Source organism: Parvibaculum sp. (genome assembly GCF_049671045.1).
In the GTDB taxonomy this organism is placed as follows: Bacteria; Pseudomonadota; Alphaproteobacteria; order Parvibaculales; family Parvibaculaceae; genus Parvibaculum.
The window spans coordinates 12,286-38,887 of sequence record NZ_JBATUH010000042.1; the positions used below are offsets into that span (position 1 = coordinate 12,286).

General features: G+C 64.3%; 22 protein-coding genes and 1 tRNA gene. 10 read left to right on the top strand and 13 right to left on the bottom strand.

What is annotated here, in order from left to right:
* Nucleotides 1-185 precede the first annotated feature (185 nt).
* Nucleotides 186-827 carry a (d)CMP kinase gene (gene cmk, locus WBG82_RS05295; RefSeq protein ID WP_424422261.1) on the bottom strand — a complete coding sequence of 214 codons (642 nt, stop codon included), beginning with the start codon at nt 825-827 and terminating at the stop codon, nt 186-188.
* Complete coding sequence (aroA, locus tag WBG82_RS05300) at nt 824-2,179, bottom strand: 3-phosphoshikimate 1-carboxyvinyltransferase (protein ID WP_424422263.1); 1,356 nt, start codon at nt 2,177-2,179, stop codon at nt 824-826. The genes cmk and aroA overlap by 4 nt, the downstream gene beginning before the upstream one ends.
* 204 nt (nt 2,180-2,383) lie before the next feature.
* Here aroA and WBG82_RS05305 point away from each other — a divergent pair, with 204 nt between their 5' ends.
* Nucleotides 2,384-2,770, top strand: a complete 387-nt coding sequence (locus tag WBG82_RS05305; protein ID WP_424422266.1) for a TIGR02300 family protein — start codon at nt 2,384-2,386, stop codon at nt 2,768-2,770.
* A 120-nt stretch (nt 2,771-2,890) separates the two neighbouring features.
* Nucleotides 2,891-2,966, top strand: a tRNA-Ala gene (locus WBG82_RS05310).
* A 65-nt stretch (nt 2,967-3,031) separates the two neighbouring features.
* Here WBG82_RS05310 and WBG82_RS05315 read toward each other — a convergent pair.
* Nucleotides 3,032-4,471: a hypothetical protein gene (locus WBG82_RS05315; protein WP_424422269.1), complete on the bottom strand. Its 1,440-nt coding sequence runs from the start codon at nt 4,469-4,471 to the stop codon at nt 3,032-3,034.
* Between the two features lie 89 nt (nt 4,472-4,560).
* A complete protein-coding gene (locus tag WBG82_RS05320) occupies nt 4,561-5,751 on the bottom strand; it encodes a hypothetical protein (RefSeq protein WP_424422271.1) in 1,191 nt (396 codons plus the stop codon).
* A 222-nt stretch (nt 5,752-5,973) separates the two neighbouring features.
* Between WBG82_RS05320 and WBG82_RS05325 the strand changes: the two genes are divergently transcribed.
* Together WBG82_RS05325 and WBG82_RS05330 are read left to right on the top strand one after the other, a co-directional pair.
* Nucleotides 5,974-6,669 (top strand): response regulator, encoded by a 696-nt coding sequence (locus tag WBG82_RS05325; RefSeq protein ID WP_424422274.1) that lies wholly within the window; start codon nt 5,974-5,976, stop codon nt 6,667-6,669.
* An 11-nt stretch (nt 6,670-6,680) separates the two neighbouring features.
* Nucleotides 6,681-8,507 carry a sensor histidine kinase gene (locus WBG82_RS05330; RefSeq protein WP_424422276.1) on the top strand — a complete coding sequence of 609 codons (1,827 nt, stop codon included), beginning with the start codon at nt 6,681-6,683 and terminating at the stop codon, nt 8,505-8,507.
* Between the two features lie 99 nt (nt 8,508-8,606).
* On the opposite strand, the gene WBG82_RS05335 is transcribed toward WBG82_RS05330, so the two are convergent.
* The 6 genes from WBG82_RS05335 to yghU all read right to left on the bottom strand — a co-directional run bounded on the left by WBG82_RS05335 (nt 8,607) and on the right by yghU (nt 12,713).
* A complete protein-coding gene (locus WBG82_RS05335) occupies nt 8,607-9,329 on the bottom strand; it encodes an aquaporin (RefSeq protein WP_424422278.1) in 723 nt (240 codons plus the stop codon).
* Nucleotides 9,326-9,835 carry an arsenate reductase ArsC gene (locus WBG82_RS05340; RefSeq protein WP_424422281.1) on the bottom strand — a complete coding sequence of 170 codons (510 nt, stop codon included), beginning with the start codon at nt 9,833-9,835 and terminating at the stop codon, nt 9,326-9,328. The genes WBG82_RS05335 and WBG82_RS05340 overlap by 4 nt, the downstream gene beginning before the upstream one ends.
* On the bottom strand, nt 9,832-10,845 hold the full coding sequence (locus tag WBG82_RS05345; RefSeq protein ID WP_424422284.1) for a TauD/TfdA family dioxygenase: 1,014 nt from the start codon (nt 10,843-10,845) through the stop codon (nt 9,832-9,834). Before WBG82_RS05345 ends, WBG82_RS05340 begins: the two co-directional genes overlap by 4 nt.
* A 5-nt stretch (nt 10,846-10,850) precedes the next feature.
* Complete coding sequence (locus tag WBG82_RS05350; RefSeq protein ID WP_424422286.1) at nt 10,851-11,327, bottom strand: ArsI/CadI family heavy metal resistance metalloenzyme; 477 nt, start codon at nt 11,325-11,327, stop codon at nt 10,851-10,853.
* A complete protein-coding gene (locus tag WBG82_RS05355; RefSeq protein ID WP_424422289.1) occupies nt 11,324-11,677 on the bottom strand; it encodes an ArsR/SmtB family transcription factor in 354 nt (117 codons plus the stop codon). The genes WBG82_RS05350 and WBG82_RS05355 overlap by 4 nt, the downstream gene beginning before the upstream one ends.
* A gap of 166 nt (nt 11,678-11,843) precedes the next feature.
* Entirely contained in the window at nt 11,844-12,713 is an 870-nt protein-coding gene (yghU, locus tag WBG82_RS05360; protein WP_424422292.1) for a glutathione-dependent disulfide-bond oxidoreductase, read from the bottom strand.
* Nucleotides 12,714-13,106: 393 nt separating this feature from the next.
* On the opposite strand from yghU, the gene WBG82_RS05365 reads away from it, so the two are divergent.
* Together WBG82_RS05365 and WBG82_RS05370 are read left to right on the top strand one after the other, a co-directional pair.
* Nucleotides 13,107-14,372 carry a surface lipoprotein assembly modifier gene (locus WBG82_RS05365; RefSeq protein WP_424422294.1) on the top strand — a complete coding sequence of 422 codons (1,266 nt, stop codon included), beginning with the start codon at nt 13,107-13,109 and terminating at the stop codon, nt 14,370-14,372.
* A gap of 29 nt (nt 14,373-14,401) precedes the next feature.
* Nucleotides 14,402-17,479 (top strand): hypothetical protein, encoded by a 3,078-nt coding sequence (locus WBG82_RS05370; protein WP_424422296.1) that lies wholly within the window; start codon nt 14,402-14,404, stop codon nt 17,477-17,479.
* A 119-nt stretch (nt 17,480-17,598) separates the two neighbouring features.
* On the opposite strand, the gene WBG82_RS05375 is transcribed toward WBG82_RS05370, so the two are convergent.
* Nucleotides 17,599-18,351, bottom strand: coding sequence for a TSUP family transporter (locus tag WBG82_RS05375; protein WP_424422299.1), 753 nt, complete (start codon nt 18,349-18,351; stop codon nt 17,599-17,601).
* A gap of 101 nt (nt 18,352-18,452) precedes the next feature.
* On the opposite strand from WBG82_RS05375, the gene WBG82_RS05380 reads away from it, so the two are divergent.
* The 3 genes from WBG82_RS05380 (at nt 18,453) to WBG82_RS05390 (ending at nt 21,897) form a co-directional block, all read left to right on the top strand.
* A complete protein-coding gene (locus tag WBG82_RS05380; RefSeq protein ID WP_424422302.1) occupies nt 18,453-19,061 on the top strand; it encodes a helix-turn-helix domain-containing protein in 609 nt (202 codons plus the stop codon).
* A 98-nt stretch (nt 19,062-19,159) separates the two neighbouring features.
* Nucleotides 19,160-20,530, top strand: a complete 1,371-nt coding sequence (locus tag WBG82_RS05385) for an aspartate aminotransferase family protein (protein ID WP_424422304.1) — start codon at nt 19,160-19,162, stop codon at nt 20,528-20,530.
* A 2-nt stretch (nt 20,531-20,532) separates the two neighbouring features.
* Nucleotides 20,533-21,897 (top strand): glutamine synthetase family protein, encoded by a 1,365-nt coding sequence (locus WBG82_RS05390; RefSeq protein ID WP_424422306.1) that lies wholly within the window; start codon nt 20,533-20,535, stop codon nt 21,895-21,897.
* Nucleotides 21,898-21,928: 31 nt separating this feature from the next.
* Here WBG82_RS05390 and WBG82_RS05395 read toward each other — a convergent pair whose 3' ends face one another.
* Together WBG82_RS05395 and WBG82_RS05400 are read right to left on the bottom strand one after the other, a co-directional pair.
* The gene (locus WBG82_RS05395; RefSeq protein ID WP_424422308.1) at nt 21,929-23,458 is read right to left on the bottom strand and encodes an FAD-dependent oxidoreductase; all 1,530 of its coding nucleotides are present in this window, start codon (nt 23,456-23,458) and stop codon (nt 21,929-21,931) included.
* Between the two features lie 158 nt (nt 23,459-23,616).
* Nucleotides 23,617-24,510, bottom strand: a complete 894-nt coding sequence (locus tag WBG82_RS05400; protein WP_424422311.1) for a LysR family transcriptional regulator — start codon at nt 24,508-24,510, stop codon at nt 23,617-23,619.
* A 237-nt stretch (nt 24,511-24,747) separates the two neighbouring features.
* Between WBG82_RS05400 and WBG82_RS05405 the strand changes: the two genes are divergently transcribed.
* Nucleotides 24,748-26,595 (top strand): assimilatory sulfite reductase (NADPH) flavoprotein subunit, encoded by a 1,848-nt coding sequence (locus tag WBG82_RS05405; RefSeq protein ID WP_424422313.1) that lies wholly within the window; start codon nt 24,748-24,750, stop codon nt 26,593-26,595.
* Nucleotides 26,596-26,602: the final 7 nt, after the last annotated feature.

The window sequence follows — 26,602 nt, forward strand, 5'->3', positions numbered from 1 at the left end:
GCGGTGCTTGTTCCGGCCGACGGTTGTATCCGGCGGTCTTCTCCCTGGGTCGTGATATGCCCGGGAGCGTGTGGACATGAGCAGGCGGTTAGAGGTTTCCAAATAAAAGTGAGCGTTGCCGGGACCGCTGCCGAACACCGAAAAGCCAACGCGCGAAGCCCGTGCCGCAATCGCGGCAAACGCGCTTAACTCGTTGACTTGTCAATGATCCGGACGGCCTCGCCGAACGCCGCTTCTATACTCAAATCGGTGGTATCGAGCAAGTGCGCGTCGGGGGCAGGGCGCATGGGACTCGTCGCCCTTTCGGCGTCGCGGCGGTCCCTTTCCCTTGTATCTTCAAGGACTTGTGCCTCGGAGACATCGGCGCCCGAATTCTTGAGTTCGAGCCAGCGGCGATGGGCGCGAACCTCGGGGCTCGCGGTCACGAAGATTTTCACATCGGCGTCGGGGCAAACGACGGTGCCGATGTCGCGCCCGTCGAGCACGGCGCCCCTTTGCCCGCCCGGCGGCCTGGCGGCGAAATCGCGCTGGAATTGGAGGATGGCCGCGCGCACCGGCGCCATGACGGCGACGAGGGAGGCCGCCTCGCCCGCCTCGCGCGTGCGGATGGCGCGCTCGTCGATCCGCGACATGTCGAGCGCCCGCGCCGCGGCAAGGGCCGCCCGCTCGTCGGCCGGGTCGCCTCCGGCCGCGATCACCGACACGCCGACCGCGCGGTAGAGGGAGCCCGTGTCGAGAAAGGCGAGGCCGTAATGCTGAGCCAGCCGGCGCGCAAGCGTTCCCTTGCCGGATGCGGCCGGGCCGTCGATGGCGATGACGAAGCTCACTGGCCCTGCCCGGCAAGCGTCGCGCCGAGCCCGCGCATGAGCCCGGCGAAATCGGGGAAGCTCGTCGCGATCATCGAGGCGTCGTCGATCGTGACCGGCCTCTGCGCGCCGAGCCCGAGCACGACGAAGGACATCGCGATGCGGTGGTCCATATGGGTCGCGACGGTGCCGTCGCCCTCGACATGGCCGGAGCGCCCCTCGACCGTCATCGAATCCTCCGTTTCGTGGACCTTAACGCCATTCACCCTGAGGCCCGCCGCGGTTGCTGCGATGCGGTCGCTCTCCTTGACGCGCAGTTCGTGGATTCCGCGCATGACTGTGTTGCCGCTGGCGAAGGCGGCGGCGACGGCGAGCACCGGATATTCGTCGATCATCGAGGCCGCGCGCTCCGGCGGCACCTCGATGCCCCGAAGCTCGCTCGCGCGGACGCGCAGATCGGCCACGGGCTCGCCGCCTTCCTCGCGCTGATTCATGATCTCGATGTCGCCGCCCATTTCAATGAGCGTCGTATAGAGGCCCGCACGGTGCGGATTGAGCGTGATGCCTTCGACAGTGATCTCCGAGCCCGGCACGATGAGGGCCGCGACGACCGGGAAGGCGGCCGAGGAAGGATCGCCCGGCACGACGATCGGGCAGGGCACGAGTTCGGGCTGGCCGGTCAGGTGAATGGCGACAGCGCCATCCTCGCGTGATTCGGTTTCGACCTTCGCCCCGAAGGCACGCAGCATCCGCTCGGTGTGATCGCGGGTCGGCACCTTCTCGATGACGGTGGTGATGCCGGGGGCGTTGAGGCCGGCGAGCAGGATCGCGGATTTGACCTGCGCGGAGGCGACAGGGCTCTCGTAGGTGATGGGCATGGTGTGGCGCGCGCCGGTGAGCGTGAGCGGCATCCGCCCGCCCTCTCGCGCATGGAAGATCGCGCCCATCTGCGTCAGCGGGGCGATGACCCGGCCCATGGGGCGGCGCGAGAGCGACGCATCGCCGATGAAGGTCGCGGTGATCGGGTGGCCGGCGACGAGCCCCATGATGAGGCGGGCCCCCGTTCCCGAATTGCCGAAGTCGAGAGCTTCGGCGGGCTCCCGCAGCGCCCCGACGCCCACCCCCCGGACGCTCCAAGCGCCCTCGCCCGTGCGCGTCGCCTCGGCGCCGAACTGGCGCATGATCTGGGCGGTGGCGAGCACGTCCTCGCCCTCGAGGAGGCCCGTGATCCGCGTCTCGCCGACGGCCAGCGCGCCGAAGATGAGCGCGCGGTGGGAAATCGACTTGTCGCCCGGAACCCTGAGGCGTCCGGCAAGGGCGTGGGAAGGCTCGGCTATCAGGCTCGAATTCGGGTTTTGTGGTGCATGCGCCAAGGGTCGGATCCGTCAAAATTCGGGGAAAGAGGGTCCCGGCGAAGCGCAGGGCCGTGAGGCGGCGCACTGGCGCTCGCGAATAGGTTTTGACAGGAGCAACTTATCGTGGCAATGGGAAAATCCTTCGGGGCGCTGCCGCGAGAGCGGTGGGCAAGCCCTTGAAAAGCGAGCCAGAGACGCGGAATACCGCGAGGAGAATTCAGCTTGTCGAAACCGGAGTTGGGTACAAAGCGCGACTGCCCGAGCTGTGGCGCGAAGTTCTACGATCTGAACAAGAGCCCGGCAGTCTGTCCGAAGTGCAAGCACGAATTCGTGCCGGACGCGGGCGCCAAGGCCCGTCGTGCCAAGCCCGTCGAAAAGCCCAAGGACAAGGTCGCGCCGCGTGCGTCGATCGTCTCCGATGAGGATGCGGACGTGTCGCTCGACGAGCTTCGCGATGAGGAGCTGGCGGCGGAGGGTCTCGGCGACGATATGCTCGAGGAGATCGAGGACGACACCGGCGCCGATGACGATGCCTTCCTGCCCGACGACGAGGACGAGGAAGACGACGTCTCGGGAATCATTCGCGGCGTCAGCGAGGACGACGAGTAGAATTCAGGCGGCGGCGGGGCGCTTTTTTCTTCCGGTTCAAGGTTTTGCTTGATCAATGAAGAAACGCGCCCTAAGTTCCGCCACCGCTGCGGGGTTCCCCAAACCCCGCGCGAAATCGGCGGGGCCATAGCTCAGTTGGGAGAGCGCTTGAATGGCATTCAAGAGGTCGGCGGTTCGATTCCGCCTGGCTCCACCAAACCTCCTTCAAACAGTTTGAAATCCGGAACACGGCTCAGGTCGCGAAGACCTGCATGTCGAACGCTAGAATTGCTGGTCCGTTCCGGATTTGACATGCGCCTTTAAGAAGCCCAGCCCGAAGGTGTGGATGTCGGGCGCCCGGTGCAGATCTTTCCGCCGCTCGATCGCGCTTTCCGGCGCGATCTTCACCCCCATCGACCGCATGGCTTCGAGCACTCGCCTTTCGCGCGATCCGTGGAATGCCGTCGGTTCGGAAAGAACGCCGATGACCATTGTGTCTGATGCGGATATGCGGTCTTCGGATTTGCCGAAGGCGCCGCCGACAAGCGGAATGCGGTTCAATCCGCTCTGTCCCGTCGCATCGTATTTCTGTGTCCCGCTCGAGATCGTTCCAAGGACGATGGGCTTCCCGTAAGGGAAATAGCCGGTGATCGTGTAGGTGTTCTTCGACACATCGAGCACCTGCGCCATCGATGAGGGCTCGAGCGTCCCGATGGAACTGAACTCGAAACGCAACTTCAGGTTCACATAGTGCGGCGTCGCGACCTCGGGCTTGAGGTTGAGCGTCATGCCGGTTTCGGCCGTGTACTCGTCGGCATACCCGGTGGAGTTGTAGAGGATGGTTCTGTTCGAGCCTTCATGGATCTCGGATTCCTCTCCGACCGAGGTGACGATCGAGGGCGCCGCGTTCACATAGACGCTGCTATTCACGTTCTGCGGCGTAAGGCGCACGGCATACTCGATCTCAGGAATCGACAGGGAAACCTCGCTCAGCACACTGACCGTCGAGCTTCCATTCTCCTTTTGCCAGTCTTGTGTGCGCGACGCTCCGAGCAGCACCGTCAGATCATTGAAGAAGTCGGTTCCCCTTGTTCTGGAATCCGTCGAATAGCGGCGCACGAAATAGACATTCGCTACGATGTTGAGATCGCGGCAGATCTCGTCCCTCGTGTTCTTTTCGCAGGCCAGCTCGTCATCTGCCGCCTTGGCGTCGGACGCATAGGGGATAGTCCTGATACGGCTGGAAAAGGTCTTGTCATCCGGCAGATAGATGGCGCGGACGAAGCGGCTCGCAGGATCGTCGTCCTGAGCCGGGGCGGCCTGCATCGCATCGAAGAGCGAGCGGGCAACGATCTCGTCGCCGTTCTTCAGCGCCGCAATGGCCGACAGGGCCCAGTACATGCTGCGATCGTCGATCAGGGCAGCGTTCAGGAATGCAATCTGTGCCTCGGCAAAATTGCCCAACGCCATTTCGGCAATGCCCAGTCCGACATAGGCCGGAGCATAGTCACGGGAGAAGCGCGCCGCGCTTGAGAATGCGGCGCGCGCCAGAACATTCTTGTTGGCGGCAAGGCTGTCTTCCTCGAGCAGTTGAAGCCCGTACTCGAAATGCCTGCGCCAGTCATGCCCCAGATTCTGAAAGGGAACGGGGCGGTCCGCGATCCGCGGCACTCCGCCGAAACAACCCGAAAGCATGAGGCAAAGGCCGGCCGACAGAAGCACGCGCCCGGCTCCGGCAAACACGGAAGAACGCACGGAAATGGATCTTTCCGTGCGTCCCCCGGTTCTTGTCATGGAAGGCGGCGAAGCGGTCAGCTGCACGACTTCTGCCATTGGTCGGCTTTTTTCTTGAGATCTTCAAAGCCGCTGAAGAGAGAGGTGACGCGCTTCGCAACCTTGGACGTCAGGTCCTGCATCTTCTTCTCCTTCATGTCCGAAAGGTCGGCGAGATATCCGAAGGGAGCGGGAACGGTGACCGTGCCAAGGCTGACCGCATGCGTCTCGCCGCTATAGTCGAATTTGGCCCGGCTCTTCACGCTGATCTTGTCATCGCCTTTCAGCCCGACCTGGGAGCAGAGCTTCGCCTTCACGCTGCTGGTAATCTTGATCTTGCCCCAGCAGAATTCGCTCTTCTCATGCTCGTCGACGAGATTCTGGAACAGGTTGAGCTTCGTCCAGTTGTTGTCGCTCCATTTGAAATAGGTGTTGTAGGACAGATTGATTTTTTGCAGCTGACCAAGAAGGATGGGCTGCTGGGTGGGATTGTCGTTTCCGCCCGCATCATCCGGATATTCGGGATAGAGCCGGAGATCGACCTTGAACTGAATGGTTCGGCTGTGCCCGTCGTAGCTCTTCTTCTCCTTGGCGTGGAGGTGGAAGAGGGGATAGCCGTTCTCCCGGATTTCGTTGAGCTTCTGGCGCTTGTCCTGAAGGCTGGCAAGCGTATGGATGATTCTGCAGGCGGACTTCTTCGCCGACTTGTATTTTGAAACCGTGGCGCTGTCCGCCTGGTCCAGAAAGGCGCGTAGCGCTGCATCCTCCGTCGACTGGTTGCAGCGCAGCTCCGCGATGTCGAGCTTGGTGTTCTCCTCATTCATCGCAGCCTGGGCGAGCTCATTGGCATTGCTCATCGTGACGGTGACCTGCGGCGGAACATTCTTCTGAATGCTCCCCTCGCTCAGCGGCTTCGTATAGCCGGCGAGGTTGTAGGTCTTGTTGATGAGATCGGAGGCCTGCTGCGCCTTGCTGTTGAGCGCATCGAACTTCTCGAACAGGTCTTTCGCGTAGCTGCTGGATGTGGCGTCCGCATAGTCCTTTTCCACATCCTTGGATGCCTTGTCGGCATCTGCCTGAAAATTGCCGATCCCCGCCGTGACATCACCGGATTGCGCCGAGCAGCTCTCGGCCGCGACGACAGGGCCCGATACAAGGGCCAGAATTGCCACTGCCGAGGTCGTGCAATGGATCAATCTGAGCATCTTCGTCTTTGCTGTCATAGCCACCCTGATTCCCCTTCAATCTGGTGTGTGAGAGAGTGGCAAAGGCGATCGAAAATGCCCTCGAAGCTCAATACCAAGAAAAGGGTATGGGCAAGAATTGCGGGAAGTCCGAACCGCTTGTACGGATCTTCATGGCGTTCCGGACTCTGACGGAAGCGAAGTACACTGACGCAAACGGGCGTGCCTTGATCGAAGGACAACGGTTGGGACGGGGGATGAGTTGAGATGACGATCTCGAAGGGAGATGGAAGTTCCGCTGAACGCTCTGTCTCCGGTTGCAGGATCATCGTGACGGAGGACGATGACGCGATACGCGAGCGGTTCGTTCATCTGATCGCCGAGTGGGATGGCGGACAGGTCGTCGCGGAGTGTGCGACCCTGCTCGAAACGATGGCCGCGATAAGGGCACATGAAATCGACCTCCTGATTACCGATCTGAACCTGCCCGATGGCAACGGGATCGAGGCCATCGGCGCGCTGAGAGCGCTGCAACCGCGTGCCGAGGCAATGGTCATTTCCGTTCTGGCCGACGACCAGACGGTGCTCGATTCGATTGAGGCCGGAGCATCGGGCTATCTCCTGAAGGATGCCGATCCGGTCGATCTCGTCGATGCGATCAATGATCTGATGGCCGGCCGCTCTCCCATTTCATCGAGAATTGCGCGCGTTCTCGTCAAGCGCCTGGCCGAACGGGCGGAACGAAGCACGACGGGTGAAGACGCGCCGAAAATGACGCCAAGGGAGATGGATATACTCTGGGGAATAGCCAAGGGCTTTACCAGCGACGAGCTCGCATCAAGCCTTGGCATTTCGAGGCAGACCGTTCCGGTTCACATCCGCAACATATACAGAAAATTGCAGGTCTCGAACCGCTCCGAGGCGGTCTTCGAGGCGGCGAGACAGGGGATCATCCGCCTATGAGCGCGGCCCGCATGGCCGCACCGATTCCGAAGGCGCGGCGCGCGGCCGTGCTGGCGCTTCTCGGGATAATCGTGATCGTCGCCGCGCTTCCGCAATTCGTGCAATTGCCGGTGCCGCGCCACTCTTACAGCTTCGACACTGCCGAGTTTTCGCAGACAGGAAAATCGCCGCAGGTCGTCAGCCTGCCTTCGCGCTGGGTCCATGAATCGGCATCAGGCCCCGGTGCGGCGCTTTATCGTCTGACATTCACTCTGGGCGATTTGCCGGACGCGCCGCTCGCGCTCTTCATTCCGGTGGTGAGGCAAACCATCGAGGTTCGTTTGAACGGGCATCTGCTGCCCGTGATGCCGCACTCATCGTGGTCGAGTTCCAGAAGCGGATACGCATACGCGGCATCCCTGCCGCGGCAATTCATCAAGGCGGCGGCGTCAAACGATCTCGAAATACGAATGATGCGAACTGATGGCTGGCTCTCGGGCTATCTCTCGCGCATCTACATTTCCACGTCGAAGGACATCAGAGGGTATCAGCGGATTGCCGACCTGCTGATCGAGCAATGGCGTGCGATGACCTTCGCCCTCCATGCCGTCACGGTGATGGGCTTCATCACGATCCTGCTGTTCCGGCGTCACGATCCGGTGTTTCAGTGGCTGACGCTCATCACCGGCTGGAGCCTCGTCATCGTTCTTTCCCAGTCGCCGATCCTGGGACAACTGCTTGGCGACAGCCGGCTTTATCTTCTTCCCGGCGTCGCGGCGGTGGGGTTGATGGCAATGGGCGTGGCGCTGGCGCTGACGGGGCGAAGCGCGCCATCCTGGTTGCGGCTTTCCATCTGGCTCGTTCCACTGAACTTGTTCCTGCTCGGACTGACAGGTCTCGTCGGCCTACCTGTCGCCATTGTGGCTGGCTCGGCTGTGACCATCGTCACCTATGGGATCGCCGCGGCGATCCTCATCCGGGATTTCGCCATGCGGGGCGGATGGCAGGGAGCGTTCCTGTCCGTTCCCTTTGCATTGAGCGCGTGGTTCGGCGCGCATGACGTCCTTATGGGGCTTGGCCTCAATGATGGCGTGTTCATGCTGATGCCCTATATGCGGACGATGATCCTTGTTGCGATCACGATCTTGCTGATGGGCCGTCTGGCCGAGAGTCTGAACAAGGTCGATGTAGCAAACGACGTCCTGCTTTTGCGCCTTGCCGAGCAGGAGAAGGAGCTGAACGAGCTGCATGAGAGGGATCGGCAGCGGACGGAGCAGAGCGTTCTCGAGTGCGAAAGGCAAAGACTGATGTCCGATCTCCATGACGGGCTGAGCGGCCATCTGGTGTCGATCATAGCCCTCGCGGAGCGCAACGAAGTAAACGCGCCGTTCATAAGCGCCTCCGCCCGGGAAGCGCTGGACGACCTTCGGCTCGTCATCCAGTCGCTCGATATCGGCGACAGTGACCTGCTTGTCGCGCTTGCGGGCTGGCGGGAGCGGCTCGAGCCTCGATTGCGCCGGCTGGGTGTCAAGCTGGAGTGGTCGATGGAGGCGATACCGCAGATCACGGGCGTAACGCCGGGAAACGCGCTCTCGGTTCTGAGAATTCTGCAGGAAGCCGTCACCAACGCGCTGAAGCATGGACCCGCAACTCGGATTTCTATTCGCGGGATGCCTCGCGATAACGGCGCTGCCATCATCATCGAAAACGATCTGGCCGAATCGGCGGCAGCGGGCAAGGGGCATGGTGTCGCCAACATGCAAAGACGAGCTGAAAAGTTTGGCGCTCTTGTTCGCCTCGATCTCGGAGAACGCCACGCCCGCCTGGAGCTGAGGCTTCCTTTCCGCCTTTCGAGCTAGGGCACTCGAGGCAACTCGGCGGTCATCGCATCCGGATGATGGCCGCGATGCGTCGGCAAGTTGGACGGTGCGTTGGACGCCGGGTCGGGGCAGGTTGCGCTATTCCCTCGAGCCTGCGGCGCGATCGAGTGCCGCGGCGGCTTGCAGCTTGTCGCCCGAAGGCGCCTCCGTGAAGAGCCAGCGCGCGAGAAGCGCCGCGCAAAGCGCGCCCGCAATTTCGGCCGCGATGAAGGCGGGCACATCCGCGATGCGGATACCCGAGAAACTGTCCGTCAGCGAACGCGCGAGCGCGACGGCCGGGTTGGCGAAGCTCGTCGATGAAGTGAACCAGTAGCCGCCCGCAATCGTCAGCGCGACGATGGATGCAAGCCTCGATGGTGCCTTCGCAAGCGCGCCGAGAATCGCCATCACGAGGGCGAATGTCGCGACGAATTCTCCGGCCGACTGGCCGAAGCCCGCCCGCGCATGCTGCGACGCCTCCAGAAGCGGAACCTCGAACATGAGATGCGCGAGCACGGTACCGGACGCTGCCGCCAGGAATTGAACGGCGACATAAAGAGCGGCAAGCGCCGCGCCGATTTCGCGCCGGATGAAGAAGACGAGCGTTACCGCCGGATTGAAATGCGCGCCCGAGACGGGCCCGAAAATCTCGATGAGAACGAAGAGCATGGCCGAGGTCGCAAGCGTGTTGCCGAGGAGCGCGACAGCCGCGTTTCCACCGGCGAGCCGCTCGGCCATGATCCCCGACCCGACGACCGTCGCGACGAGAAGGCATGTGCCCAGGGCCTCGGCGGCTAGCCTTGAGGTGGGCGATGTGGTCACGCCGGGCTCCCCGCCTCTCCGATCTCGGCGAGCTTTTTCCTGAGCGCCTGCCCGTCGAGGTTGCCGGGCGGCAGGTCCGCAAGCAGGTCGATGTGCTGCCTTATCGCGGCGAAGACCTCGGCGAATTTGCGCCGGATCGCTTCCTCGCTGCCCGTGGCGGCGGCGGGGTCCTCGAACGGCCAATGCGCCGACGCCGGATGGCCCGGCCACACGGGGCAAACCTCGCCTGCGGCGTTGTCGCAAACCGTGATGATGAAATCCATCCGCGGGGCGCCGGGGGCGGCGAATTCGTCCCAGGACTTGGAGCGAAGATTCTCGACCGGGAGGCCGGCCGCGCGCAGCGTCTCGATGGCGTGGGGATTGACCCTGCCCGTCGGCTGGCTTCCGGCGCTGAAGGCGCGAAAGCGTCCTCCGCCGCGCGCATTCATATAGACCTCCGCGAGAATGCTTCGCGCGGAGTTGCCGGTGCAGAGGAAGAGTATGTTGTAACTCGGCTTGAGACTCACTGCCGTTTTTCCAGTTGGGTATGCGCGGCGGCGGTATCGGCATTGCGCGCGATGCCTGCGCGCAGGCTTTCCTCGCCCGCGCTGAAGTTCGGCTCGACGAGCCACAGCCGGAGCAGGTGCCGCTTGAGATCGGGCTCCGGCCAGTCCTCATATGCGGTACGCTTGTGGAGCACCGATGCGTTCTTCAGGAACTGCATGTCGCCCGGCTCGAAATTCATGTCGAGATAGAAGCGGGGATCGTTCGCCGTCTCTTCGATGAAGGCGATGGCTTTCTTCTGCGCCTGCGTCAGGCGCGGCGTTTCCTCATGCTGCTGGCTTTCGCGAATGTACCAGGGAATGAAGAACGTCCTCAGCCGGCCGTCGATGAGGTGGCAGATCGAAATCTCGAACCAAGGCTTCGCGCCCGGCCTGTGCTGACCTTGCGTGTCGAACGGGAAGGGCTCGAAAAGCACCGGCACCAAATCCGGCCTGCGGGTCAGCATTTCGTTGTAGATCGCGACCGAACTCACGATGCGGCTGACGCCGCCCGATTTCGCCGGCCTCAGGCAGAACAGGCCGATGATGTCGGCGCCGTCCGTGTGAAAATCCTGTTCGGCGCGCGTCTTGTAGAGGCGCACGCCATATTGCTTCGGGTCGGCGCCCGTGTCGCGAATATGGCCGATGAGATCGCCATCCGTATTCTGCGAGATGGCGCGGCCCATATGGAGGCCGATCCCCCAATAGACGGCGGCGCAGTCTTCCTTCGTATGCTCACCGACGGGAAAGCCCTTGATGAGAAGGAAGCCCCGTCCGCGGTCGAGTTCCGCGAGCCAGCCGCCTATGCGGATTGCGAGCGTCGGTAGCGGGAAGTCCTCGCGGCTCCAGCGATGGAAGTCCGGTTCGCGCGCGCGTGCCTTGAGGAGGGCCGCGCGAAGCTCGGCGATGTCCTCCGGGGAAAGCCGGTAGATCCAGTTCTCGTCGAACTGGATCTCCGGCCCTATCCAGGCATCGGGCGTGTCGAGGATCGGCATTTGGTTCAGCCGCAGCAGGCGGTTTTTTTGCTTTCGGCTTCGGCCTTCGGCTCCGGGATGCAGCAGGCAGAGGCTGTCTCCGTCGCGATCGTCTCGAGTTCGGGCCCGGTTCCGAATTCTTCCATGACGTGGTGAGTGAAGAAGGCTTCCCAGCGCACGCCGTCGGGATCGGCCGTCCAGCTCTTTTCCGACTTCGCATAGCAGCAGGTCGTCACGCCTTCCGGCAGATAGGGCGCTTCGGCCTCTTTCAGGCGATCGAAAATCGGTTCGAGTTCGTCGGCATTGTCGACCTGAATTCCGGCATGGCCGAAACCCCGGTCGCCTGAAATCGTCTCGACGACGAAATTGACGCGCGGGTCCTCGAGCATCCATTTGGCATAGCCCGGACGGCGCACCGTCGGCTCCTCGCCGAAAAGTGTCGAATAGAAGGCGACGGATTTCTCGAGGTCGGCGACCCCGAAGCTTACATGCAGTCTCTTCATCGCACACACTCCGCTTTGCGTTGGCGAGCGGGCGTCCCGACGACCCCGCATGCGCCCTGACAGCAATCCTTGAGCAGAAAATCGGTGAGATCGCGCATGGCCGAAAGATCGGCCCTGTAGACGATCGAACGCCCCTGGCGCCGCGATGTGACGAGGCCGGCGCGCGCCAGTTCCTTCAGATGGAAGGAAAGGGTCGCGGGCGGCACGTCCAGCGCTTCCGCAATCTCGCCTGCGGGGAGCCCGCCGCCGTCTCCCGTAGGCGCATGGGCGCGCACGAGGGTGCGAAAGATCGAAAGCCGCGTTTCCTGGGCGAGCGCCGCAAGAGCGGCTATGGCGTCCATCATTTCCATTATTCGACTATTATCGAAATGAAAACCACTGTCAAGGGGCGGATCGCGGCGCGCAGCGGGAACGAAATCGCCCGCGCATGGCGGCGCGGGCGATGTTGATGGTCCGGACCTGATATCATCACGACGCGGAATGCGCATGCCGCTCCGGCGCGGCGAATTCCGGCGGCTACTTTGCGCCCGCCGTGGCGGCCTTGTCGAAGTCGCTCGCATCGTGCCGCTCGGCAAGCTGGCTTGCCGGATCGCCCCAGACGCGATTGACCATGCGCCCGCGCTTCACCGCGGGGCGCTCCGCGATCTGGTCGGTCCAGCGGTTGACATGCTTGTAGTCCTTCACGCTCAGGAACTCGCCCGCTTCATAGAGCAGCCCCTTCGCAAGCGAGCCATACCAGGGCCAGATCGCGATGTCGGCGATGGTGTAGGCATCGCCCGCAATGTACTCGCTCTCGGCAAGCCGCCGGTCGAGAACGTCGAGCTGGCGCTTCACCTCCATCGTGAAGCGGTCGATCGCATATTCGAACTTCATTGGCGCATAGGCATAGAAGTGCCCGAAGCCGCCGCCGAGATAGGGCGCCGAGCCCATCTGCCAGAAGAGCCACGAATAACACTCAGCCCGTTTCGCCGGGTCCCTGGGCAGGAAGGCATTGCCGAATTTCTCGGCGAGATAGAGCAGGATCGCGCCGCTCTCGAAAACGCGCGTGTGCGGCGTCGTGCTGCGATCGAGGAGCGCCGGGATCTTGGAATTCGGATTGACCTCGACGAAGCCCGAGCCGAACTGGTCGCCCTCATTGATGTTGATGAGCCAGGCGTCGTATTCGGCGCCGCTATGGCCCGCCTCCAGCAGCTCCTCCAGCATCACCGTCACCTTCACGCCGTTCGGCGTCGCAAGGGAGTAGAGCTGGAGCGGATGCTTGCCGACCGGCAGCGCTTTCTCATGCGTCGCGCCGGAAATGGGCCTGTTGATCTTGGCGAAGCGGCCGCCATCCTTGTTCTGGTCCCATGTCCAGACTTTGGGAGGCGTATAGGGGGTGCTGGTCATTGCCGGTCTCCTCGATGGGTCGGATGTGCTGAAGCTGGCCCCAATGCGCGGCAATGGCAACTTTTTCGGCCAATGGATGCGCGCCTCGCCTCCCTGAACCTTGCCGCTGTTGCACAAAATCAGCCATGCGGCAGCGGGTAATTCCCGCTGCCCGGCCCTGCGTCGTGAGCCCGTGCAAGGCCGCCCCCGCCGGTGGACGCGATCCCGACACCCCTCGTTCGGGGGATGTTGCCGGCGCCCGATCTGAACCAAAAGTGCTCGAATTCTTTCGGTTCGCCTCCGGGGAACGAACCCCGCAACGGCCATGTGTGGAGGTCTTGCGGAACGGCGGAGGCAGCGCGTTCAGGGGGATGTCGTATGAGGCTTTGGCTGGGCATTGCGATGGGCAGCGTAATGGCTGTGGCACTGTGGAGCGGGCCTTCATGGGCCAGCGACGGAAGCGATCCGGCAGAAAGTTACGCCGAACTCAAGCAGCAGGAGCGGGCGCGCGCCGGCGATCCGGACTTCGACTATGCGCTTGGCATCGCCGCCATCGATGCGGGACATGCGAGCGACGCCGTGGCGGCCTTCGAGCGCGTGCTCGCCGTCCGGCCGGATCACCTGCAGGCGCGGGCGGAACTCGGCCGTGCCTATATTGTGCTCAACGAGCCCGAGGCTGCGCGCCGCGAGCTTGCGACGGTGAGCGGAGCCGAGGTTCCTCCGGCGGTTCGTGAAGTCGTGGACCGCTATGTGGCGGCGCTCGATACGGGGCTTTCCGGCGGCGGCACCGAGATCGCAGGCACGGTCAAGCTCAGCTTCGGCTACGACACCAACGTCAACAATTCGACCGACGATTCGCGCATTCTCATTCCGGCTTTCGCCGGTCTCGGCTTTGGCAACCTGTCGCCGAACGCGCAGGCGCAGGATGACGGCTTCGCGGAGCTGATGGGCCGCACGACGCTGACGCATGGCCTCGCCATCGACAAGCGGCTCATCGCCGATCTCACCGCCTCCATGCGCCGCAATGCCGACCATGACGAGTTCAACCAGGCGATTGTGGGCCTGAACCTCGGCTATGCGCAGGTGACGCCGGATCACGGCACCTTCTCGCTGACGGCGCAGCTTCAGTCCTTCTGGATCGACGATGAGGTCTATCGCCATGCGATCGGCGGCCTCGGTCAGTGGACCTACAGAACGAGTTCGCAGACCGATTTCGGCCTCTATCTCCTCTATTCATATCTTCACTACCCGGACAACGAGGCGCAGAACGCGAACCGCTACATGGCGGGCGCGACGATCGGCCAGCAATTCGGCGGCTCGCTGAAGCCCTATCTGTTCGCCGGCATCTATGGCGGCCTCGAAAGGACCACGGACAGCAGGTTCGACAATCTGACCTATGAATTCATTGGTGCCCGCATCGGTGGCGAGCTTGCGCTGACGGAGAGCCTGACGGGCTATGCGAGCGCCGCGATCGAGGCCGACAACTACAAGGACCCCGAGCCGCTGTTTCTCGAGAAGCGTTCGACCGTGCGTGTCGATACGGCGGTCGGCGCGCGCTACGCGATCGGGCCGGGCCTGACCCTCGGCGCGGAGGTCGCTTACACCAATACCGACAGCAACATCGTTCTCTACGACTACGACCGCGTCGTCTCTTCAGTCTCGATCAGTGTCGACTTCTAAGGGTGGGCTGCAACATGAACAGAAATTCCATGGGCAGGTTTTTCAACCGCCTTCTGCTGACGACGAGCATGGCGGTCGCGCTCCCTCTGGTTCCGGCGCATGCCGTGCCCGTCCTCTTCGGCGGTGACGGCATCACGATCAATGGCGAGCCGGGAGGAAGCGCGGAGCTTGCGCCGGGGGCGGTCATTGCCGTCACCGGCCCGCTGCTGCAATTGCAGCTTGCCGATGGCAGCACGATCACGCTGCCTGAAGGATCGAGCTTCCGTATCGTGGAGGATGGCGGAAGCGTCGCCTTCGAGCTCGTCTCGGGCTCGATCCGCGTCGACAGCAAGGGCACGCCCATCTCGGTGTCGCGCGATGGCGTGACCATTTCGAGCAGCGCGGGCGCCTATTCCGCCTTCGCTTCCGCGGGCGGCGGTCTCGATGGCCGCGTCAATGCGGGCGCGGTGACGGTCGCATCGGGCGGCGAGACGCGCGCATTCAATGCGGGCGAGGGCTATGTCGCATCGAGCGACGGCATATCGGGCACCTTCACGCCTCCCGCGACAGAAGCGCCGCGATATGCGCGGGGCGATGGGGCCGGAGGCTTCGACTATTCGCCCGCGGATACGCGCGGCGATGGCGAGAGCGCGCCGCCGGTCCTCCTCGCCACGCTAGAGGAGATCGGCGCCATTGGTGGTGGTGGCGACGATGGTCGAGGCGGTGATAACGGCGGCGGTGACGACGGCGGCGACAATGGCGGCGGCGACAATGGCGACGGTCATGTCGATCTGACGCCCGGCGTGTCGTCAGGCTCCGTATCGGCGGAGCTTGGCAGCGGTCCCTATGCGGTCGCCTATGCGTCGAACGATATCGGCCTCGATGTCCGCAGCGGCGCATCAGCCGAATTCACCGATGGCGAGCTCGACAAATATGAGTGGCTCACGGAAGAAAAGCCCGAGCGCGGAACCAATCTGACGGCCGAACTTGCCGGCGACGAGCTCGTCACCGTCGGTCGCTGGAACGGCGGCACGACGGCAGGGCAATACTACGCCGCGCCTGCCTTCAAATATGGCGGCCAGCAAGGCTTCCACTACGCCATCGGCATCGGGACGGTGACGCCCATCACGAGCGGTACGGCGACCTATTCGCTCGAGGCCGCGACGAAGCCGACCTTCGGCGATGGCAATGGCGCGCCTGGAACGCTGACCGGCGATATTGCGGTCAGCTTCGGCCTTGTGACGCGCATCGGTCTCGATCTCGCGGTCGACATGCCGGACGACCACATCTACATCCTGCGGACGACGGGCGGCACGACGAATGTCGCTTCGTCTGAAGTGCAACTCGCAAAGGCGAACTGGGACGATCTGGGTCCGGTCTTCTATGGCCAGTTCGCCATGGCCGATGGCGGCCGCGCCTGCCAGCAGGCCGGCCAGTGCGCGGCTTCCGTTCGCGGTTTCCTTGCAGGCGACAATGCGGAAGGCATCGGCCTCTCCTATCAGATCGGCGACACGGGCGGACCCGCCGATCACGCGATTTACGGCGCGGCCTATTTCAAGGGTGACGGTGTGACGGGCGGCGGCGACAACTCGTCGGGCGTCTCCAGCGGCGCGATCACCGCGCCACTCGGCGCGGGGCCCTACACGGTGACGCTCGATGGTGGCTTCGCCGTTGCCGGCACGGTAGGCCTCGACGCAAACGGCGCTCTCGAAACGGTGGACACTGTCTATTCGGGCGGCGATACCGGCTCGCGCGGCACCAATGCCGTGGCCGATCTGTGGGGCAATGAGGACGTGACCATCGGCCGGTTCAATGGTGGCAAGATGACGGGTTACCTCGTCTATGGCACCTATCAGCAGAGCGGCGATCTCTTCCCCAACCTCCAGTCCATTCACTATGCGATCGGCGCGCCTCTGACGAATATCCCGGTTTACGGCAAGGCGACCTACACGCTCGCCGCCTACACCGCGCCGACATTCTTCGATGGCGGCTCGGCGCCGGGAACGTTCAGCGGCAGCATGGCGGTCGGCTTCGGCGGCGCCTCGCCCAAAGTCGGCTTCGATATCGCCATCGACATGCCGGGCGACCGCACCTACAGCTATGTGACGGAAGGCGGGCTCGACAATCTTTCGCTGTCGCCCTTCACCGTCGTGACCGCCGCCTCGGCGAGCAATGTCGTCGGCCAGATCACGCGCAGCAACACATCGACGCTCGAAGCGGGCGGACGCGCCTGCCCGGCGACAAGCTCGACCTGCTTCATCTCGATCGGCGGCATGCTGGCGGGCGAGGGGGGAAGCTCGGCCGCCATCACCTACAAGGTGTGGCAGTCCGGCGCGAACGACACCTACATTGTTGGCGGGGCCGCTTTCACGACGACGGGCGTGAGCCCGACCTCCGTCACGCCGGGCGCTCTCTCGTCGCCCTACTCGAACGGCAATTACAACGGCATGTATATCGGGCCGACGGGTAGCGGCACGGGCTTCTCCAATGTGGCATTGGGCTTCGAGGCGAGCGGCGCGCTCGTCAAATACGCCAACGCCAATATCGGTACCGCCGGCATGGCCGATCTCGGTCAGAACGCCGATGCGATGTGGGGCCGCTGGACGGGCGGAACGTCGGGCGGAACCGGCACCAATTCCGGCGCCAATGTCGAGGGCAATCGCAGCCTTCACTATATGGTCACGAGTGTCGCGCCGACCGCGAGCGTGCCCGCCAATGGAACGGCAACCTATGAGCTCGCGGGCGCGACCTCGCCGACCTTCAAGGATGGCCGCTCGGCGCCGGGCACGCTGACGGGCTCCCTGGCCGTGGGCTGGAACGGCTACAGCTCCAAGCTCGGCCTCGATCTCACCGTCTCGATGCCGGGCGATGCGGACTACAACATCAAGACATCGGGCGGCACGACGGATGTGGCAAGCTCCACCATCTCGATGAACAATATCGCGCAGTTCATCGGCACCGCCCCGGTGACGGCGACAGCAGGCGCGAGCATCTGCGCGTCGGGCTGCAGCGCATCGATCGATGCCCAGGGCTACGGCGTCAATGCCCCGCTGATGGGCGTCACCTATGGCTTCGGCTCCGGCGCGGCGGCGATCAACGGCATCGGCGTCTTCACGAAGCAGAACTGACCCCCGAGCGCAAAAGGGCCGGAAGAGAAATCTTCCGGCCCTTTTCGTTTCCTGTCATCCGTGGACGGCGCAATATTTCAGGAAGGATCTCCGATCCCTAGCGGGGCCGGGGAATGCGATTAGCCGATGAGCTGCCTCGCCGCGCTCGCCGTGAGGATGAACCCGATGACCGCAAGGCCCGTAAGCAATGTGGGGCGGAAACGCTCCGGCGCGACGCGCTCATAGACGCGCTTTCCGACCTCGACGCCCAGCAGCGATGCGGGCAGCAGGATCGCCGACTGAAGGAGTATGTGCGAGCCGAGCCCGCCCGTCGCTCCGAGATAGCCGAGCGCGAGAATGTCGATCACGAAGAAATAGAGGATGATCGACCCGCGCAATCTCGGCGCATCGGGAAGCCGCGCGGAGAGAAACAGCACTGCGGGCGGGCCTCCCATGGCGAAGGCCCCGTTCATGAAGCCCGATAGGCTGCCCGCGGCAAGCGGCATCCATCGCGCGGGCCCGAGCGTGAGCTGCGGCGCGGCGAGCATGGTGAGCGTCGATCCCAGAATGGCCGCGCCGAGCAGCATCTTGCAGAGTAGCACCGGCAGGCTCTGAAGCATGATGATCCCGATGACGGTGCCCGCCGTCGCGCTGACGACCATGGGGCTGATGACCGGCCAGGCGGTGTTCTTGAGTTCCCTTGGAACGAGTTGGAGCCCGAGCGCCAGTTCGATCACGAGGACGACCGGCACGAAGACCTGCGGCGGCAGGAGCAGGGTGAGGCCCGCGCCGGAAACGATGGCGAAGGCGAAGCCCGACCAGCCCCGAACGATGCCCGCCACGAACACAACGGCCATGCAGGCCGCCAGTTCGACCATGCCGAAAGACCACATTTCTGGCTCCCGCCCTGTTTTTCGGCGCGACGACTATACCTCGTCGTGAAAATGTGCAACTGTATTTTCACGCACATGAAACGATTTTCATTCGAGATCGCGTGTCTGAGCCGAAAAAACCACAGCCGGGCCCCGAGCCCTCGCCATCCGGCGCCCCGCGGATCGGCGACCAGATCCGCGAGCTTCGCAAGGTGCGGGACTGCACCATCGTGGAGCTCGCCCAGCGGATCGGGCGTTCGGTCGGCTATCTCAGCCAGGTGGAGCGGAATATCTCGTCCGTCTCGATCCCGACCCTGCAGAAGATCGCCGACGCGCTCGGCGTTCAGGTGAGCTGGTTCTTTCATGGCGGCAGCGAGGCGCCGGAAGAGGAGCGGGGCTTCATCGTCAGGCGCGGCAATCGCCGCTCGCTGACGTTTGGCGATACCGGGGTTCACGAGGAACTGCTTTCACCCAACCTGTCGGGCCAGCTCGAACTCATCATGACGACCTTCAGGCCCGGTAGCTGGACGGGCGAGGAGGATCGCATCCGCAAGGGCGAGGAGGCGGGCCTCGTTCTGGAAGGAACGCTCGAGCTTTGGGTCGAGGGCCAGCACTTCGTCCTGTCGGAAGGCGACAGCTTCACCTTTCGCCGCTCCGGCCCCCATCGTTGTCATAATCCCGGCAAGGTCGATACGCGCGTCCTCTGGATCATGACGCCGCCCTCCTACTGACCCGCCCTCCCGCCGACACCGCCGCGCTGCGCCCCCTATGCGGCCGATGGCGGGCCGGGTTACAAACGTCGGTCATTCCCCCCTGCGGAGACCCACACATGCCCATTTCGCCGGAAATCAGGCAACGGGCCGAAGCCATGAGTGCAGCCGAGCGCGCGGATTTCGCGGCGCGGCATCCCGTCTCCCGCCGCCTGGCGGAAGAGGCGGGAAAGCATTTTCCGGGCGGCGTGCCGCTCCACTGGATGCTCGATTGGGAGACGCCTTTCCCGCTCTTCGTGCGCGAGGCGCGCGGCTCGACCGTCATCGATGTCGATGGCCACAGCTATGCCGATTTCTGCCTCGGCGACACGGGCGCCATGTTCGGCCATTCGCCCGCGCCCGTGGCGAAGGCGATCGCCGAACAGGCGGCGCGGGGGCTGACAGCGATGCTCCCCTCCGATCTCACCGCCGAGGTGGGCGGGCTTCTCTCTGCGCGCTTCGGGCTCCCCTTCTGGCAGGTGACGGCGACCGCGAGCGATGCGAACCGCGCGGTCGTGCGCTGGGCGCGCGCCATCACCGGCCGGCGCAAGGTTCTCGTCTTCGACGGCTGCTATCACGGCCAGGTCGAGGATGCCTTCGTCAAGCTCGAGGGCGGCGTCACGAAGGTGAAGCCGAGCCTGCTCGGTCAGGTGCAGGACATCGCCGCGACGAGCGTCGCCGCGCCCTTCAACGATCTCGATGCGGTGGAGAGGCTGCTTGCGGCTGGCGACATCGCGCTCGTGCTCACCGAGCCCGCGCTCACCAACACCGCCATGGTGCTGCCGAAGCCCGGCTTCATCGAGGGGCTCCTTGCCGCCGCCCGCCGCCACGGCGCGCTCGTCTGCCTCGATGAGACGCATACCATCTCGACCGGGCCGGGCGGCTTCACCCGCGCCCATGACCTCGACCCCGATTTCTTCGTTCTAGGAAAGCCGGTCGCGGGCGGCCTTCCAGCCGCCGTCTTCGGTTTCACGGCGCGCGTGGAAGGCGAGATGCAGCGCGTGCTCGACACGAAGGCGCCGGGCTATTCCGGCATCGGCACCACGCTTTCCGGCAACATGCTGGCGCTCGCCGCCATGCGGGCCTGCCTCGCCGAGGTGATGACGGCCGAGGCTTACGCGCATATGACGCGGCTCGCCGAGCGCATTGCGGATGGGCTTCGCGGCGAGCTTGCGCGACGCCGCCTCCCCTGGACGGTGACGCAGATCGGCGCCCGCGCCGAACTCGTCTTCTCCCCGCGACCGCTCGAAAACGGCGCCGAGGCCGCCGCCGCCATCGACCATGCCGTCGAGCGCGCGATCCATCTTTTCCTGCTGAACCGCAATGTGCTCGTGACGCCGTTCCACAACATGACGCTCGTCGCACCAACGACGAGCGAAGCCGATGTGGAAAGGCTCGTCTCCGGTTTCGGCGAGGCTTTGTCCGTGCTCTGCGGCGAAAGGGAGTTGTGACGATGGCGCGTGCGAATGAGAAGGAAGCGGCGGATTTTCTCGCGGCTCATCCGGAGATCGTCCAGTTCCAGGCTTTTCTCACAGACCCCTCGGGGGTCGCGCGCGGCAAGGTGCTGCGGCCTGAGGAGCTTCCCGGCGCCTATCGCGACGGGCGGCCGCTGCCTTGCTCGATCGAGTCGCTCGACATTCTGGGCGCCGACGTGCTCGAAACCGGGCTAGTCTGGGAGGAGGGCGATTCCGATCGTCCCTGCTTCCCCGTCGCGGGCACGCTGACGCATGCGCCCTGGCACGATGTGCCGACCGCGCAGCTCATTCTGGAATCCTGGGAACGCGACGGCTCGCCGACGCCCGCCGATCCGCGCCATGCGCTTGCCCGCACCGTCGCCGCACTCGAAGGAAAGGGGCTCCGGCCCGTCGTCGCAATCGAGCTTGAATTCTACCTGATCGACCGCGAGGCGGTGCTTGCCGGCAGGCCGAAGCCGCCCGCCGCCGCAAACGGCTTCGCGCCCTCCCATCTCCAGGCCTATCTCATGCAGGATCTGGAGGATTTCGCGCCCTTCCTCAACGAAGTCTTTGCCGGCGCGAGGAAGATGGGGCTCCCCGCCCGCACGCTCATTTCGGAATATGCGCCCGCGCAGTTCGAGATCGTGCTCGAACATCGCGGCGATGCGATGCGCGCGGCGGATGATGCCGTTCTCTACAAGCGGCTGGTGAAGGGCGTTGCCGATCGCCATGGCTATGTCGCGACCTTCATGGCAAAGCCCTATGCGGAACTGTCGGGCAGCGGCATGCATGTGCATGTCTCGCTCGCCGATGACAGGAACCCCAATCTCTTCGCGGGCGAGGGCACGGCGCTCACGCCGCATCTGCGCCATGCGATCGGCGGGCTCGAGCAGACCATGGCGGAGAGCATGGCCGTCTTCGCGCCGAACGCCAATTCGTTCCGCCGCTTCCGCCGCAACTCCTATGCGCCGCTCGCGCCCGCCTGGGCTTTCGACAACCGCTCCGTGCCGTTACGTGTGACGGCTGGCCGGCCGGAAACGCGCCATCTCGAGCATCGCGTTTCGGGCGCGGACGCAAATCCCTATCTCGGGCTTGCGGTGGTGCTGGCGGGCATCGCGGAAGGCATCGACAGGAAGATCGAGCCGAGCGCGCCGATCGTCGGCGATGGCTATGGGCAAAAGGAAGCGACGTTGCCGATGAACTGGTGGCGGGCGCTCGAAGTGGCGCGCCGGTCCGATTTCCTGCGCGAGCGGCTGGGCGAGCAATTCGCCAACATCTTCCTCACCATCAAGGAAGCGGAATGCGACCGCTTCTTCGCTTCCGTGAGCGATCTCGATTTCGACTGGTATCTGAGGAACGCCTGACGCATCAGGGCCGGATCGCGGGGCGGCGCGCTCAGGAGCGCGAGGCCGCCTCGCGCTCCATCGCAAGTTCCGCTTCGAGGCTTGCAAGGTCGCGATAGATCGAGGCGATGGCGAGCACGCGGCCCTTGTGCTTGTATTTCAGCAGGCAGTCTCTGGCCTCGATGCTGCCTTCGGTCTCGATCTCGTCCCATTGCTCGGCATGGCCGACATAATTGATCGGCACGTCGTAATGCTGGCTCCAGAAGAACGGCACGGCATCGAACATCCGTGCCTCTCCGAGCATGTTGAGGGCGGCCGTCTGCCCCAGACGCTGCGCAACGGCCCAGTGCTCGACGCGAATGTTCTGCCCGGAATGGGGGTCGGGCCAGCGCGCGATGTCGCCCGCGGCGTAGATGCCCGCGATGCTCGTTTCGAGATGGCCGTTCACCGCTATGCCGCGATCGAGCGCAAGACCCGCCTTTTCGGCGAGCGAGAGGCGCGGCCGGACGCCGACACCGGCGACGATGACATCGGCATCGAGCCTGCCGCCGCCCGAGAGCGTCGCCCTTCTGCCCTCGATGGCGGCCACGGTCTCGCCGAGATGGAAGATCACGCCATGCTCTTCATGCAGGGCGCGGACGAAATCGCCCATCGCCGGTCCGAGAATGCGTTCCATCGGCCGCTTCTCCGGCGCCACCACATGCACCTCGATGCCACGGGCGCGCAGCGACGCCGCAACCTCGAGCCCGATGAAACTCGCCCCGATGACGAGCGCGCGCCGCGCGCCCCCGGCGGCGGCGATGATGGCGCGGCAATCGCCAAGGTCGCGCAGCGCATGCACATGGGATCGTTCCGCGCCGGCTATGGGGAGCCGGACGGGCTCGGCGCCGGTTGCGAGCAGCAGCCGGTCGTAGCCGATCCTTTCGCCGCTTGCGGTCACGACATGGCGCGCGCCCGTGTCGATCGAGGCGATCTCGGTTCCGAGCCGCAATCCGATACGCGCCTCCTCATAGAATTTGTCGGGCTGTAGTGGCACCCACTCTTCGGGCGCGCTGCCGGCGAGAAAATCCTTGGAGAGGTTCGGCCGGTCAACGGGCGCCGCCGCCTCGCTGCTCAGCATGGTGATTGAGCCGGCAAAAGCCCGCCGCCGCAGCATTTCCGCTGCGGCGAAGCCCGCCGCGCCGCCCCCGACGATGACGATTTTTCCCGGGGCTGAAGCGGGCGCGCTCGCGCGCCATTGGGGCTGCGGGAGTTTCTCTCTGACGAAGACACGTCCGTCCTGCCGCTCGACCCGCCAGCAGGCGAGCGGACCGAAGGCGGGCGCGCGCGTCGCCTCGCCCGTGCGCAGATCGAAACAGGCGTGATGCCAGGGGCAGCGAATGCCCTCGCCATCGACCAGCCCTTCCGCCAGCGGACCGTGATAATGGCTGCAATAGGCGTCGATCGCGAAAATCTCGTCGCCCGCGCGCACCAGCAGAACGTCCTGGTCGCCGACATGGCCGAGCAGTTTTCCATCGCCGAGTTCGGCGAGCGCGATGCCTCGCGCAAGGTCGGGGCCGCTGGGTGCTGGCTGCTCCGTCATCTTTTCCTCCCTGGCGGCCGATGGATGGCCTCTTCATGGCAGATAGACGGCTGCGAGGGCGGAATGGTTCCCGTTCCCGTCGCGCAAGCCAGCATAGACCCGCGAAGGTGTACCGCCATCAGGGATTTGCAAGGGAGAGGCGGCGCTTCCCGCCGGCGTCAATGGACGGGTGCGTCCCCGGTCCGCGCCGGGCTCTCGCCTTCGTCCCGCTCCGCCATGAGCGCCATGCGCAGCCCCTCCCGCGCCGTCTGCAGGGCGGGCGAGTCCGGCTGCGCGGAGGAGAGCGCGTAGATGGAGAAGGAAAATTCAGGCGCGTTCGCCACGCGGTGGAGCCTTCCGCTTTCGAGATGGGATTTGACGGCGCGCATACGGAAATAGCCGCTGCCGCCGATGGTGAGGATGTATTGAAGCGCGAGCGGCCCGAGGCCCACAAACATGCCGGTGTCGCGAAGATGCGGGAAGACGATCTCGTGATGCGCGGCGAAATCGGGGCCCCAGTCGACATGGATGTAGTCGCCGCTCTGCATGTCGCTCGCACCCGGCTCGGTGCTGACGGCGATGAGCTTTTCCTCCAGCAGCAGTTCGAACTTCATGCCCGGCCGCTGTGAGGGCGCGTACATGATCGCAAGGTCGAGAACGCCGGTCTGAACCTTCTCGATCAGCCGCTCGCCGAGATCGACATGGGTTCTGAGCGCGATCTCGGGCGCGTTCCGGTGCATCCAGATGAGCCAGTTGAGGAGCAGCGGGTTCCAGAGGCTGAGTTCCCCGCCGATGGTGACGATCGCCTCGCGCCCCGGCGGCAGGGCGACCTGCTGGCGCGCCCGCTCCCAGAGCTGCACCATCGAGGCCGCATAGCGGATGAACTCGTTGCCGGCGGGGGTGAGCCGCGCTCCCGCCTTGTTCCTCACGAAAAGGCTGCGCCCGATCTGTTCTTCCAGTGCCTTGATGCGGGCGCTGACGGCTGTCTGGGTGATGTTGAGCCGCTCGGCCGCCCTGACGAAGCTCCCCGTCGCAACGACGTCCAGAAACGTGCGTGCCAGATCGATATCCATTTCTCACCAAAAATATTGGGCTTAAACACGAATAATATTCGTTTGCGGGCCTATAAGCCAAGTGCCACTTTCCCATTTGCGACGGGGTATTGGTCATAAACGCCGGCGAGCGCGGATTGCACCCCAAAATTACATTATTTTTTTGTATATCAATACAGAAAAATAAATCTCGCGGAAAAATATGCCGTTTCCGCAAACCGGAATGTGAATTTATCCAGAGCCGGAGTTGAGCACCTTATGAATATGCCCCTGTCCATCCTCCCCGGCATTGGCCTCACCGACCGGCAAATGGAGCAGCTCGAAGCGCTGGCGACCGCGCTGAGGCCGGATCAGCAGCTCTGGGCGAGCGGTTATCTCGCCGGCGTGGCGCAGGCGCGCCTGTCGGGAGCGGGTCTTGTGGCCGAGGCCGCTTCCGCCCCGGCGCTCGCCGCCGAGGCGCCGTCCGTCGATGCCGTGACGCTGACGATCCTCTATGCGAGCGAAACGGGAAATGCGGCGGAACTCGCGCGGCGCATCGAGGCGCGGGCGCAAGGGCTCGGCCTCAAGGCGAGCGCGAGCGATCTCGCGGCCTACAAGACGCGCGGCCTCAAGGACGAAAAGCTCATCCTCCTCGTCTCGAGTACGCATGGCGAAGGCGACGCGCCGGAGCCAGCGGCAGGCTTCTTTGAATTCATCAATGGCCGCAAGGCGCCGAAACTCGACGGCGTGCGTTTCGCCGTTCTGGGTCTTGGCGATTCCACCTACGAATTCTTCTGCGAGGCGGCGAAGATTCTCGACCGGCGCTTCGAGGAACTCGGCGCCGCCCGCATCCATGAGCGCGTCGATTGCGACGTCGATTACGAAGAACCGGCGGAAGCCTGGATCGAGGCCGTGCTGGAGAAGCTGCGCGCCGAAGCCGCCCCGGCAGGTGCTGGAACGGCGAAGGTCGCGCTGCCCGCAGCGGGCGCGGCGGTCGCCTCCGCGGCCCATGACAAGCGCAATCCGTTCCTCGCGCCGGTCATCGAAAATCTCGCCATCACGGGGCGCGGCTCCAGCAAGGAAACGCGCCACATCGAATTCGCGCTCGATCAATCCGGCCTCGTCTATCAGCCCGGAGATGCGCTCGGCATCATCGCCCGCAACGACCCGGCTCTGGTCGAGGAGCTGCTGGAACTGAACGGCCTGACGGGCGGCGAAGCCGTCGCAACCAAGGGTGGCGAGGTTTCGCTCGCGGATGCGCTTTCCCGCGACTACGAGATCACGGCGCTCACGCCGAAATTCATCCAGCACTGGGGCGAGCTTTCGGCCGCCGACGAGCTGCGCACGCTTTCGGATGTTGCAAATCGCGCCGCGCTGACGGCCTTCATGAAGACGCACCACATCATCGATGTCATGCGCCGCCATCCCGTTCCGGGCCTCACCGCCGAACGGCTCCTTGCCGGCCTGCGCGGCCTGCAGCCGCGGCTCTATTCGATCGCGTCGAGCCACCTTGCCGTGCCCGACGAAGTGCATATCACCGTGTCAGCCGTTCGCTACGATCTTCATGGCAGCGAGAGAACGGGTGTCGCCTCATGCTTCCTTGCCGACAGGATCAAGCCCGACGATTCCGTCGCGGTCTATATTCAGCACAACGATAATTTCCGGCTCCCCGAGGACCGGCAGGCCCCGATCGTCATGGTCGGCGCGGGCACCGGCGTCGCGCCCTTCCGCGCCTTCGTCCAGCATCGAGAGGCCGAAGGCCCGCAGGGAAAGGCGTGGCTCTTCTTTGGCGAGCGGAACTTCCGCACTGATTTTCTCTATCAGACCGAATGGCAGGGCTGGCTCAAGGAAGGCGTGCTCGACCGCATGGACGTCGCCTTCTCCCGGGACCAGGCCGAGAAGCGCTACATCCAGCATGTGATGCTCGAGCGCGGCGCCGAGCTTTTCGCATGGCTCGAGGAAGGCGCTCATCTCTATCTCTGCGGCGACGCGGAGAAGCTCGCGCCCGACGTTCATGAGGCGCTGCTTTCCATCGTCGAGAGCAACGGCGCCATGACGCGGGAAGGTGCCGAGGAATATCTGCGCGATTTGCAGCGCGGCGGGCGCTACCAGCGCGACGTCTATTGAGGAAAAC

Coding starts and splice junctions, on each gene's coding strand:
- WBG82_RS05325 (WP_424422274.1), top strand. CDS start 5,974: ATGACGATCTCGAAGGGAGATGGAAGTTCCGCTGAACGCTCTGTCTCC.
- yghU (WP_424422292.1), bottom strand. CDS start 12,713: ATGACCAGCACCCCCTATACGCCTCCCAAAGTCTGGACATGGGACCAG.
- WBG82_RS05405 (WP_424422313.1), top strand. CDS start 24,748: ATGAATATGCCCCTGTCCATCCTCCCCGGCATTGGCCTCACCGACCGG.
- WBG82_RS05385 (WP_424422304.1), top strand. CDS start 19,160: ATGCCCATTTCGCCGGAAATCAGGCAACGGGCCGAAGCCATGAGTGCA.
- WBG82_RS05400 (WP_424422311.1), bottom strand. CDS start 24,510: ATGGATATCGATCTGGCACGCACGTTTCTGGACGTCGTTGCGACGGGG.
- WBG82_RS05345 (WP_424422284.1), bottom strand. CDS start 10,845: ATGCCGATCCTCGACACGCCCGATGCCTGGATAGGGCCGGAGATCCAG.
- WBG82_RS05350 (WP_424422286.1), bottom strand. CDS start 11,327: ATGAAGAGACTGCATGTAAGCTTCGGGGTCGCCGACCTCGAGAAATCC.
- WBG82_RS05330 (WP_424422276.1), top strand. CDS start 6,681: ATGGCCGCACCGATTCCGAAGGCGCGGCGCGCGGCCGTGCTGGCGCTT.
- WBG82_RS05390 (WP_424422306.1), top strand. CDS start 20,533: ATGGCGCGTGCGAATGAGAAGGAAGCGGCGGATTTTCTCGCGGCTCAT.
- WBG82_RS05365 (WP_424422294.1), top strand. CDS start 13,107: ATGGCTGTGGCACTGTGGAGCGGGCCTTCATGGGCCAGCGACGGAAGC.
- WBG82_RS05375 (WP_424422299.1), bottom strand. CDS start 18,351: ATGTGGTCTTTCGGCATGGTCGAACTGGCGGCCTGCATGGCCGTTGTG.
- WBG82_RS05370 (WP_424422296.1), top strand. CDS start 14,402: ATGGGCAGGTTTTTCAACCGCCTTCTGCTGACGACGAGCATGGCGGTC.
- WBG82_RS05355 (WP_424422289.1), bottom strand. CDS start 11,677: ATGGAAATGATGGACGCCATAGCCGCTCTTGCGGCGCTCGCCCAGGAA.
- WBG82_RS05395 (WP_424422308.1), bottom strand. CDS start 23,458: ATGACGGAGCAGCCAGCACCCAGCGGCCCCGACCTTGCGCGAGGCATC.